The sequence below is a fragment of the uncultured Marivirga sp. genome (genome assembly GCF_963974845.1).
Classification (GTDB): Bacteria; Bacteroidota; Bacteroidia; order Cytophagales; family Cyclobacteriaceae; genus Marivirga; species Marivirga harenae.
The window spans coordinates 1-12,468 of record NZ_CAXBEQ010000016.1 but is presented as its reverse complement, the minus strand read 5'-3'; the positions used below and the strand labels follow the sequence as shown (position 1 = coordinate 12,468).

11 protein-coding genes and 1 pseudogene are annotated in these 12,468 nt (G+C 35.7%); all 12 read left to right on the top strand.

The genetic code is table 11. The annotated features are described in order from the left end of the window. A pseudogene (locus tag AAC601_RS18910) lies at positions 1 to 202 on the top strand (cation transporter); the annotation flags it as partial. 233 nt (positions 203 to 435) lie between these two features. Further along, positions 436 to 846, top strand: a complete 411-nt coding sequence (locus tag AAC601_RS18905; protein WP_303269706.1) for a hypothetical protein — start codon at positions 436 to 438, stop codon at positions 844 to 846. A 283-nt stretch (positions 847 to 1,129) separates the two neighbouring features. After that, entirely contained in the window at positions 1,130 to 1,744 is a 615-nt protein-coding gene (locus AAC601_RS18900; protein WP_340154118.1) for a hypothetical protein, read from the top strand. Positions 1,745 to 1,895: 151 nt separating this feature from the next. Beyond that, positions 1,896 to 2,306, top strand: coding sequence for a hypothetical protein (locus AAC601_RS18895; RefSeq protein WP_303269706.1), 411 nt, complete (start codon positions 1,896 to 1,898; stop codon positions 2,304 to 2,306). Positions 2,307 to 2,586: 280 nt separating this feature from the next. Beyond that, a complete protein-coding gene (locus AAC601_RS18890; protein ID WP_340154117.1) occupies positions 2,587 to 3,357 on the top strand; it encodes a hypothetical protein in 771 nt (256 codons plus the stop codon). A 244-nt stretch (positions 3,358 to 3,601) separates the two neighbouring features. Next, positions 3,602 to 5,317, top strand: a complete 1,716-nt coding sequence (locus AAC601_RS18885; RefSeq protein WP_340154116.1) for a hypothetical protein — start codon at positions 3,602 to 3,604, stop codon at positions 5,315 to 5,317. 178 nt (positions 5,318 to 5,495) lie between these two features. After that, positions 5,496 to 8,216 (top strand): DEAD/DEAH box helicase family protein, encoded by a 2,721-nt coding sequence (locus AAC601_RS18880; protein ID WP_340154115.1) that lies wholly within the window; start codon positions 5,496 to 5,498, stop codon positions 8,214 to 8,216. Between the two features lie 364 nt (positions 8,217 to 8,580). Further along, positions 8,581 to 8,763, top strand: coding sequence for a hypothetical protein (locus AAC601_RS18875; protein ID WP_340153379.1), 183 nt, complete (start codon positions 8,581 to 8,583; stop codon positions 8,761 to 8,763). A gap of 41 nt (positions 8,764 to 8,804) precedes the next feature. Next, the gene (locus tag AAC601_RS18870) at positions 8,805 to 9,404 is read left to right on the top strand and encodes a hypothetical protein (RefSeq protein ID WP_340154114.1); all 600 of its coding nucleotides are present in this window, start codon (positions 8,805 to 8,807) and stop codon (positions 9,402 to 9,404) included. A gap of 327 nt (positions 9,405 to 9,731) precedes the next feature. Next, positions 9,732 to 11,030 carry a Shedu immune nuclease family protein gene (locus AAC601_RS18865; RefSeq protein ID WP_340154113.1) on the top strand — a complete coding sequence of 433 codons (1,299 nt, stop codon included), beginning with the start codon at positions 9,732 to 9,734 and terminating at the stop codon, positions 11,028 to 11,030. A 31-nt stretch (positions 11,031 to 11,061) separates the two neighbouring features. Beyond that, positions 11,062 to 11,619, top strand: coding sequence for a hypothetical protein (locus AAC601_RS18860; RefSeq protein ID WP_340154112.1), 558 nt, complete (start codon positions 11,062 to 11,064; stop codon positions 11,617 to 11,619). Positions 11,620 to 11,733: 114 nt separating this feature from the next. Further along, on the top strand, positions 11,734 to 12,219 hold the full coding sequence (locus tag AAC601_RS18855) for a hypothetical protein (RefSeq protein WP_340154111.1): 486 nt from the start codon (positions 11,734 to 11,736) through the stop codon (positions 12,217 to 12,219). Positions 12,220 to 12,468 lie beyond the last annotated feature (249 nt).

Sequence of the window (12,468 nt, the reverse complement as noted above, 5' to 3'; positions counted from 1 at the left end):
AAAGTCAAAGAGCAAAGAAGAGGCACATATGAAAGCGAGTATGATTTTCACCTCAAATGACGTGATTATCAATTTAGGAGTAATAATAGCTGGACTTTTGGTAAATTGGTTGAGTTCGAGCAAGCCTGATTTGATTATCGGAACAATCGTTTTCATTTTGGTAATTCAAGGAGCGTTTCGGATTTTGAAATTAAGTAAGTGAATAAAAAAGCACTACTTACAACAATGGCTATACGTAATGCGGGTTTTCTGCTAAACGAAAGGTCAGTGCATTTTAAGGAGTCCGCCAATACTTTAATTTGGTATTTAAAGTGAATAAATTAAAAACAAAATATAAACTATTGGCTCAGTGCAAATTTGAAACTTTCAGCTTTCAAATCCCGCACTACGCATAGCCGAACCGTTATAGCTAATAAGCTCCTCAAAACACTGCTAATGGCAAAGAAAGTGAAATTTTATCAACTATGGGATCCTAAAAATATAATTTGGGGGACATTAGTAGTTCTTTTAATTTTTGCACTTATTTTCTTCAGTTTCTATTACCCCCAGATGGCAGACAGTAAGCGACTTTCTGGCTTTGACTCACAGACAGAGGGACAATTAATCGAATACCAACCTGTTGAGAATTTAAAGCAAACAAAATTGGGAACAGAAGTGGTTACTGACAGATATAAAATCACTTACTCATACACAGTAAATGGACAAAAATACCAGGAAACAGAATCTATTGAAGGTCTTTTAAAATATGGAAATATCTTGGACAGAATTAGAAGCAAAGAAAAGCACATCACTGTTCTTTACATGTCAACAGAACCTTCGAAGAGTACAGTGGACCTTGAAAACTAAAAAAGCTATAACAAGATATAAAACCCATTTGCTCACCACCTTGTAGCGAATTGAGTGCAAAATAGCCCGTAATTTAAGCTTGCTTTTCATAGCTAGCAACCAAGTGTAATGCATTGATCAATTATGGCACCTAATTATTCAAAGCTTTTGCAATTAATGAAGTGTATCCGTTTGCGAAGAAAGCATAAATTACTACTTTCAATATTTCATAGACCAGTATAACAAACGGGTTTTATACGGTCGTTAGGGGGCATTAATTCGACATTTTTATAGATTATAAAAAATGAATAAAATTTACATCACCTGCACTGTAATATTTCTCTGTTTCTCCTGTACAGACAAGAAATCTTCAAAACAATCAGAGCTGAATAATCAGCTATTGGAATATTCTACGCTAACTTTTCATTTTCGCTCAATGGATCAATTGGAAAGTATGCTAAAAGAAGATTCTTTACTTTATGCGGACATCCTTAAACTTAGACAAACGACATCTGAATTGATAGATTTCATCGGGAATGTTCAAGAACATATGATTAATGCTTCTGGTGGTTATAACGAGAATGGTTCATATTTCAACCCGCAATCGAATGAACAAATTGAAAGATTAATGATTGATGAAGGATTGGCAACTAAATTGAAATCCCAACTGGATAAGTACTCAGAAACTCTTCGCTCGTATGGGCTAATTGAAAGTCAAATCTCATTCGAACCTATGAAGAACCCTATGCTTAAGAACGATCCTGAGAAGAGATATCAAGGACTTTCATTCGAAAACCTCCATTTTGAAGACGTTGATATAATAGAAGCGACTACTACCTTGCAAATCTATAGATCCACAATTCTGATGAAAGAAGGACTTGCAATAAACCTGATGCTGATGAATAAACACACCCCCTAACACTAAATATAGGTCATTGGGCAGATAATGCTAAAGTTGAAAATGATTACATTTAAGAAAATATGTAGCGGATTGGTAGTTTGGAGCCTTAAAGTGCCCAACACCCCATATTCTTAACGTTATAGCTAATAAGCTCCTCAAAACACTGCTAATGGCAAAGAAAGTGAAATTTTATCAACTATGGGATCCTAAAAATATAATTTGGGGGACATTAGTAGTTCTTTTAATTTTTGCACTTATTTTCTTCAGTTTCTATTACCCCCAGATGGCAGACAGTAAGCGACTTTCTGGCTTTGACTCACAGACAGAGGGACAATTAATCGAATACCAACCTGTTGAGAATTTAAAGCAAACAAAATTGGGAACAGAAGTGGTTACTGACAGATATAAAATCACTTACTCATACACAGTAAATGGACAAAAATACCAGGAAACAGAATCTATTGAAGGTCTTTTAAAATATGGAAATATCTTGGACAGAATTAGAAGCAAAGAAAAGCACATCACTGTTCTTTACATGTCAACAGAACCTTCGAAGAGTACAGTGGACCTTGAAAACTAAAAAAGCTATAACAAGATATAAAACCCATTTGCTCACCACCTTGTAGCGAATTGAGTGCAAAATAGCCCGTAATTTAAGCTTGCTTTTCATAGCTAGCAACCAAGTGTAATGCATTGATCAATTATGGCACCTAATTATTCAAAGCTTTTGCAATTAATGAAGTGTATCCGTTTGCGAAGAAAGCATAAATTACTACTTTCAGTATTTCATAGCCTAGTGTAACAAACGGGTTTTATACAGTGGCGTTAGAGTGAATAATGGAACCAGAACCAACAATCAAATGAGACTCATATTAATTTTAATATTCTTTTCGATCGTATCTTTTACTTGTTATAGCCAAGGATTATCAGATTATGAAGATATAATCTATCTTGATGCCGAATACAAAACTACAGAACCGAATTTAGAAGAGCTAAAAATCATGAATCTCAGTAGTTTCTGGCTGAACAATCCAACCGAAAGACGTTTGGGCTTTATCGGTAAGAATTATCTCCGACTACATATAAAATTCCTATCAATTATTAAAAACCCATCTGACCCTTTGGAATACTTAGTTTATGGAAAAAGCATGGTAAATGATAATATTTGTGAGTTTCAAGGCACAATAAGGATTAAGGAATCATATTACTTCATTTCAGAAGACTATCCCTCTGGCAATAAGGGAATTCTTGCTGGGGAATATAAATTCTTTGAGAATCAGGCATCATCACATGCTGGAATTTTTACTGGTCGATTCACTACCAATTGGTATAAAGATGAAAGTGGGCAATTGGCTTATAACGACTTATGGAGTGTCTCTGCAATGTACAATAATAATCAATTTGCTGGTACCTGGACTGAATATGGCAGTGATAAACATTTAATAGCAAATTGGGGAGACAGCAGAATACCTTTATCTGGAGACTTGGATGTAGGAACAAGCGAATTTCGTCCAGCTGATAAATACGCTTCAAATGGATGGATTATCTTCCTGATAGCTAACGGAGGAACTCCAGATAAAATGGATATAGAGGGTGCTAGAAAAACAGAAAACAGGCAATGGTGGAAATGAAAAATCACTCTAACATTTGCTAAAAATGCATTTGCTTACTGCTTCTAGCAAAGTGTGTAGAGAGTTCTCCACAAAGCCAAACTGATTATTTCATTTAGATTTAGGTCAAGCATTCAGGAAGGTTTTCTTCTTTTTTCTTACAATAATTGTGGTTATGGTTTGGCTTCGCTACTTTAGTTTTTCATTAGCGAAGTGTTGCAAACGCATTTTAGCTTCGCGTTAGCGGCAACTAATATTCTGTCATATGGGAGTTCATATTGTAAAAGATAAATACTTCGTCTTCAAAGGTGAAAAAGATGCCGAAGATAAATTCAGGACTGAATTATCAAACCGCATCTCTGATAAATTTGGCAATGGACCTTTTGAAAATCAAGACAATGTCAGAGAGATTGTTGTTTTTAGCTTGGAATATTATATTTCAAAATTCAAAGAAATATGTCACTCTGAGACCTCAGATACTTTTTATCGCAATATTTTCTGGTTCCATGAACAAGCCACGGAATTAGCTTTTCTGCATCCTCATCAAGATATCTCTCCAGAGATAAGTGGTAGGTATATAGCCTCATATAGAAGAATACTAAAGTTTATTTTAGAAATGGGCTGTGAAGTTTCTATGGCTACAGGTGAAACAACCGACCAAAAATATAAACAACGGATAGATCCTATTGTAAATGACCTATTGTATCTGGGAGAAAGAATACTTACATGTGTCGATTTATATGCTGAACAGTCAATGATTGAGGATGTTGTAGACATTTCATTTGAAGAAGGTAAGTATTTTTTCAGTAGAAGACATCACTATGAATTTATTTTCGAACACATTAGTAAAGAATTTGGATCGCACTTAACCAAGTCAGTAGTTGATAATTCTGAGCTTGCAGGACTTACAGACCTTAAAAAAGCATTGCAAGATTGCTTTGGAATTCGATACGAAGATGTTGGACATTTAATTGCTACTATTCATGAAGAATTAAAATCAAGAGGTGGAGAAACTATGGGAGTGGGTTGGGAAACCCTTACAGTCAATCTAAATCGAATGTTTGGGGTGCCACTAGAAACAGCAGAATACTTCTTTAAAGGATTAAGATTAGACAAGTCAAACAAAATGGACTTAATGGATTTGGCTTGTAAACCATATAAACTGAATCGCTATCTATACAGACCAATAATCATATGGAATATTGATGGTAAAGACTTTGCATTTGTTGGGAAGAACTGTTGGACTGAAGCCATTCTTCAATATTCGACAAATGCCATTCCATGGGGCAAAGCGCCAGAAGAATGGATGAAAAACCAATGTTTCAAAACTTATGTGCACAGGAAAGAAGATGATCACGACAAATGGCTGGATGATGAAGTTGAAAAAATATTGCAAACTCAAGGCATAATGTATGACCGCAATGTGAAACAAATTAAACATAAAAATGGAACAACAAGTATTGATGTTTCTGGACTTGGTGAAATTGATTTCATAATTCTTAGTCCTAAAACAAAGACGATCTATATCTGTGACTGTAAACATTTGTTAGGGAGATATGATTTGGTAAACCAGAAAAATGACTTTAATGCATTTTCAGTCGGCTCTAGAAAGACAAAGTCATACAATGAAACCATGAAAAATAAACTTGTTTGGTTTAATGATAATAAATCCATTTTGGAAGAACACTTTCAAAAGAAGTATAAAGGAGAAACCATTGACCTGTCCGAATTTGATACTCAAGGAATATTCATTGTAAACACTCCAACATTTTATATGTATAATGCAGAATACCGAATTTACACCATTAATCAAATAGAAAGTGTTTTGTCTGGACAATATGAAGACCCTACATTCATGATTGTGATCAATGAAGAAGAACAGGAGAAAATTTTGAATGTGAAATATCCCTATTTCAAAAAACCACAATATATAACTTTTGAACCATTTGCAGACATGGATGAAACAGAGACCAACCTATAGAATAAAGACAAAAAGAATACCGCTAACACTAAATATAGGTTATTGGGCAGATAGTGTTAAATTCGACATTAATTACATTTAAGAAAATATATAGAGAATTGGTAGTACGGAGCTATGAAATGCCCAACACCCCATATTCTTAACGTTGTGGCCAATTTGAAAAACGACAAAGATAGACTTGAAGCAATTTCCTTCTGACATAAAATTCAAATACGACTGGAGAAAATACCAAGAGCGAGTACTTGACGAGTTAGAAGGACATCTTGACGACAACCATCTGCACATCATAGCACCTCCCGGCTCCGGCAAGACAGTATTAGGACTGGAAGTTGCCTTACGACTGGACAAACCGACACTGGTATTAGCTCCGACTGTAGCCATCAGAAACCAATGGATACAGCGATTCTGCGAACTGTTTTTACAGGTCAAACAAAAACCCGACTGGATTTCAAGGGACATCAAGAATCCCCAATTCCTGACAGTTGCGACTTATCAAGCACTTCATGCTGCTTGTTCAGGGGCTGACCTTGATGAAGAACAAGAAGAATCAGAAGAAGAAAACGGAAACAACGGAAATGGCAAGGGAAATTCAAAGACAAAAGAAATCATTCAGCTTTTACAAGCTCAAAACATTGGGACGATTGTAGTTGATGAAGCTCATCACCTCAAAAATGCGTGGTGGCAATCGCTAACAGAGGTCAAAAAGGCACTGAACCCAACAATTGTTGGGCTTACTGCTACTCCACCTTATGATGTTTCTCATTTAGAATGGCAGCGTTACATTGAACTGAACGGGCCTGTTGATGCGGAGATTAGCGTGCCGGAGTTGGTTGTAGAAGGCGACTTGTGTCCACATCAGGACTACGTCTTTTTTTCGCGCCCAACTATTGAAGAGAGTCAGAAAATTGACGAGTACCGCCAGCGAATTAAAACATTATTCAATGACATCAAAGCTGACCAGCCGCTAATTCAAGCCCTTGAAAGACATCCGATTTATCAGACGCCAAACGAACAGCTGGACTGGATTTACACCAATCTTGAATATTACTCTGCTACCTTGATATTCCTCAATGCAGTTGGGAAGGAAATCACAAAAGACCACCTTGAGATAATTGGAGACAAGAAGTTTACAGTTCCTGAACTGAATTATGAATGGATTGAAATCTTGCTTACCTTCTACCTGTACAAAGACCCTGACAATTTTGCACAATATGAAGAACATCAGAAAAAGCTAACCAACAAACTAAAACGGAACGGAGCAATAGAGAGACGTTCTGTGAATTTCAGACACAACCGAAAAATCAACAACTTCCTGAGTTCAAGCATCAGTAAATTAAGAAGCATTGACCAAATTGTTGATTTTGAGCATGACCACTTGAAGCAAGATTTGCGGATGGTTATTCTCACCGACTATATCCGCAAGGAGTTCCTTGTGAGCCAATCAACCAACTCGTTGGAGTTGAACAAGATTGGGGTGCTGCCAATATTCGAGCAGTTGCGCAGAACCAATGAGCGGAACATTAAGATTGGCGTCCTGACTGGTTCATTAATTATTGTTCCTGTTTCAGCTTTTGAGGCATTCAAAGAGATGGCTGCTAAATACAAAATTGAACGTCTATCCACTTCACCCCTGCCTTTTGATAACCAATACTTGGTAGTAAACTCGACAGAGCAATTAAAGCATGATATTGTTCATATCATCACACAGGTTTTTCAAAAGGGACACATTGAGGTACTTGTCGGAACAAAATCATTGCTTGGTGAAGGTTGGGACGCTCCTTCAATTAATTCTCTCATCCTTGCAAGTTTCGTTGGCTCATATGTTCTGTCCAATCAAATGAGAGGTCGTGCGATTAGAACGGAGCGACAAAACATTGATAAGACGGGCAATATTTGGCATTTGGTATGTGCTGACACAACAACACCCGATGGAGGTGACGATATTCAGTTACTAAAAAGGCGATTCAAAGCCTTTGTAGGAGTGTCATTTCGAGAAGAAGTGAGTATTGAAAATGGAATTGGTCGCCTAGACCTGCCTGACCAATTGACAATAGAACAAGAAATAGTCAATCTTAATAACCGTATGCTTACCAATGCTGGACAACGAGACCAACTCAAGAAAAAGTGGAAACAGGCCTTGGAAAGCGGTGCAACATTGATTGAAGAAATTAAAGTTCCTTTCCCTGAGGACAAAGAGTATAAATCCCTGAAATCACTTTACTATAACCGAACCATTAAATATCTATTAGGTATGCTTGGTTCTGGGTTAGTCGGATTCGGATTTGAAGCGTTACAAGGATTGGGTAGAGCCGCACGACATATAAGGAGTAAAGAAGATTTGATTTACTGGCTAATGTTTATTGGTGGACTAGGTTTCGTAATATTTGGTCGACTTGCATTTAAGACCTTTAGAGCATTCGTGAAATACAGAGATATTTCAAAAGACATACATCAAATAGGTGAAGCACTGCTTGAATCGCTAATAAAAGTCGGTGCAATTCATACGGACTATTCAAAGCTGACCGTAGTTTCAGATGTTGATGATTATGGAGCCATCTACTGCCATTTGGAGGGAGGTACAACCTACGAGAAATCAACATTTATCAAATCCTTGCAGGAAATCATTGGTACGGTTGACAATCCGAGATATGTGGTCATCCGTAAGAGTTTCTTTTTGAATGTACTTTCCCAAAAAGACTATCATTCAGTGCCTGAAATCATTGGACGTAAAAAACAGTTCGCTGAATATTTCGAGAGACAATGGAGACGTTTTGTAGGGGCATGTGAATTGGTGTACACAAGAACAGTAGAAGGACGTAAATTGCTTCTTAAATCAAGAATACATTCCCTTGCCTCCGAGTTTGAGGACAAGACTGAGAGAATAAATAAATGGAAATAAAAAACTGGCCACAACAAAACCTATAAGCAATAGCGCCCTGCGGGACGCTACTGCTCATAGCCAGGGCCGTTGTATTTAATTCCTTTCTTAAGATTAGTCTGCTAGTCAGTTGGCAGAAAGAGGGTATAAAAATCGGATTGATTAGCCTTGAAAAGGCCTAAGTTTTGCGGGCGAGCCGTGGAAGCAGAGTGCTTCTAAACGGTAGAGACCGTTAAAAAACTTAGATTAAAGTTAGCCGATTCTTGCCAGAAAGTCAAGAAATGGAGAGGCTAATGAAAAAGCAATCATTTTTATGAGGGATTGGATTGGACTTTCTACCAGCATGACAACGGATTACATAGCCCTAGCTATATACCATTAGGTCATGCCTCCAACTGACATGGCAGATGAGGCAGGAGGATTTAAGAAAGGAACATCGTATTTTTCAATTACCATTATTTCTACTACTTTAGGAGTAATTAAAAATATACTAAAGACAACATCAGCTATCGAATCATTTAAGAAAGGTCATCAAATCACTAAGATTCCCAATCAAAACGATCGATAGCCTGACGTTAAGCTCAATTCTACACCAAATTTCAATCAATCATGAAAAGTCAAAAAATAAATAGGAATGCTTTGCCGATAGCTATTGAACAGGCTGATGAGATGTATAATCATGGATTGCAAATTGATATCGAAATTCAAGAAGACCTGAAAAAAGACCCAAACAACTCTCCATTAGGAAAAATGATTTCAGCTAATGTTTTGATAGGTCTTTCGATAGAGTTATATCTTAAAAGTTTTATGATAGTAGGAAGAAAAGATGGGGTAGTTTATGGACATAATTTAACAGATTTGTATAAGGAATTCCCCCCATTCTTGAAATCTGCCATAGAAGAGGAATATAAGAAAGTTGAAAAATCGAAAAATGCCTTACTGGTAGAAATAGGTTTGATGACTGCCCAAGATGTACCTGAAAAACCAACCAAAGAACCTTTCGATGGAGTCGATTTTAGGGACTTTAATCAAGCTCTTCAGGCAATCTCCAACACTTTTGTGGAATCAAGATACTTTTTCGAAAAAATCAACGATGAAGATTGGGCTTTTGTTAAATACGCATTTGAAACCGCACGATGCATAGCTCTTTCAATCAAAAATGTTTTAAATGACTTTCGTAATGGCCGATTCAAGGATATATCAAAATAAATGAGCTTAACATTCTGTATAAATCATGGCTGTTAGTAGGTTATTGTTCCTTTAGCTCTTTGTAGATAGCCCGGCAATCCGCAGGATTGCCTTATTGGTAAAAGTTAATTTAATAAGCCAATCCTGCGGATTGCCTCGGTAGTTAACTGAATTTTTTATACTTTTAATCAGCCACGAATTTATACAGTGGCGTTGTGTGTAATTCCTGTAGCCAAGCCATTGACTTCCAGGCTAACGGGAGATTACAGAAATTGAAAGAATTAATAAATCTAAATAATAGATTTTTGGGATACTGAAAAACTTTAGTCAGAATGCGCAATTAAGAATATGGCAACAGAAGAACCAATTAGAGAAGAAAAAGAATTAAAGAAAACTGCTACTCGAATTATTTATGAATTTATCGACTCTGAAAAAGAAATAAAAAAAATCAGTAAAGAAGTTTATCTCAATAAGGATTGCGAGGTACATTTTCCTTGGGGATACGATGGCAAGGACAAATATGCAAATGTTAAGAAATTCATTTACAATGGATTTGAAGGTAAACTTCCAGTTGGAACGATTAAAGCTGCCGCATTTGGTTATGGGTTTAACTCCAAACTAAAACCGATAGGAGATTTTATCGGAGAACTTAAAATAGAAACAATAGAGATTAAAAAGGGTGGAACTCCTAAAATAGATATTACCAATAATAAAATCATTTTAAATGAACACATCATGCGAAGACTGTATGATGTTTTTACAGTCAAACTTGATCAACAATCTCAAGACAGAGCGAATTTAGCTCAGCAGCAATTAAAAGTAGTCTTTCCTGATGATATCGAAGAAGTAGAGCTGAAATATGTTAAAAATTCAATTGCAGAAGTTGTTTCAACTTGGGGAAGTTCTATAAAGGAATTTTCAGATAAAGATAAATCAGCCATTAAGGAAATGTTTGATAAATTGTCTGTTACTGATGATTTTTTGACCTCAGAAACACTTCTAGACACTAAAAAGAAATTAGATGCAAAGTACATAGAGGATGTCATTGAAGAATTCAAAGTTCTCATGGATCGTACTGCTGATTCAACTGCAACTGAAAAGAAATGGCAAGAATACTTAAATAAGCACAGTTGGATTTTTTCACATATCTTCTCTTTCCCGATTATTTTATTTCAGGATGAGGCTTACGTTGGAGGTAAGAACCTTTCTAATAAAAATGGGAAGCTAAACGACTTTTTGGTTAAAAATAATTTGACGGAGAATGTAGCTTTTATAGAAATTAAAACACATAAAACTGAATTAATTAAAAAAGGCAAGCCGTATAGGGGAACAGACGTCTTTGGTTTAAGTGATGACTTATCAGGTGGAATTTCTCAAGTTCTGAATCAAAGAGATAATTTCCAGAAACACTTTGCTAATATAAAAATGGAAACGGAAGAACCATTTGAAACATATAATTCAAAATGTGTTGTACTTATGGGGGAAATTAAGGGTTTAACAAAAAAACAGTTAAGGTCATTTGAATTACTCCGTAGTAATAGCAAAGATGTTGAAATATTAACATTTGACGAATTATTGGCTCGCATTGAAAGTTTACAAAAACTTATACAAGGGAAGGTTAAACCAAAAAAGAAAAATAAGATATAAACACTACACCTAACAATTAGTGTAATATTAAATGCAATTAGAAATATCAAAAATAATAGCAGATTTCATTGAGAATCGAATTTCAGCAAAGGAATTTGAATCATGGGTTTATTCAAACCAACATCTTGAGGATGAATTGGGAATGGAACTGTACACAGAATTGATTTCAATTAATTTCAAGGATAGTTCTGCTAGAATAGCGGTTAAAAAACTTCTCGATTCTGAAATTGATTACAGAACGCTACATCGAACCCAATTAATACAGTTAATTGAAGAAATCGAGTTCAAAAAAAAAGATTTGTTAGATGGAATTAGTGAACTATACGAATGGGCGGACAAGGGATATGCATTTTTAGGAAGAATTAATTCAGTGGGAAATTTTGGCGAGCAAGGAAAGTCTGTAGTTCTTATTGTAGACAAGGAATTGTCAAATGAAGAAAAATGGAATGTAATTTTAAGAGATGATCCTCATTTTCTTACAGATCTCAAGACTATTCGTTTGAAAATCGAACAGAATGAAATTCTAATAACAGGTGAAATAGAAACAGTTAAGTTTTTAGGAAGACAATACAAATATTTAGAAAAATAAAACACACAACACTGTATATGAAATCATGGCACCCTGCGGGATGCCACGCTTCATATACTTAACGTTGTGCGCAATTTGTGAATTACCAAATTGTTTTTGTGTAGAATATTAAAAATGAAACTAAATCAAATTTTAACATTATCTGTCTTTTGTTTAGCTATAATCAGTTGCGCTACCTTGCAACCAGCAACCGCAATAAAAAATGGCGATATTAAGGATTACAAATACATTTATATTTCCCACACCAAAAGTCTGACTTCGAGTACTGGAGCATCAGTCAGCGGGCAATATTATTCAACGAGTAAAAGTGTTAACCCACGAGATGTTATTACGGGAATTTTAGCTAAGCAAGGATATATATTAATTCCAGAATTGAAAGACGATATATCTAGCGAAACCTTGATTATTAATTACGGTGAAAGCGGTAGAAGAAGTACAGGGCTAGGTGGTTATACAATTGAAGTCACCATACAGTTTATATCATCGTCAACAACATCACTTGTTTGTTCATGCACAGCAGAAGGACAAGGTTCAACGGAAGCAGATGACATTCGAGAAGCAATCACTCGATGCTTGAATAAAATAATAAAAAAGGAATAAGAAACAGCGCACAACATCCTGTATTAAATCATGGCTGTTTGCAGGTAATTGTTCCTTTAGCTCTTTGTAGAAAGACCGTCAATCCGCAGGATTGACTTATTAGTGAAAATTAAATTAATAAGCCAATCCTGCGGATTGCCTCGGTAGTTAACGCAAATTTTTATACTTTTAATCAGCCACGAATTTATACAGTGGCGTTATGCACAACATGAGGTACGTAATAACCATAATAGTCATCATTCAATCATT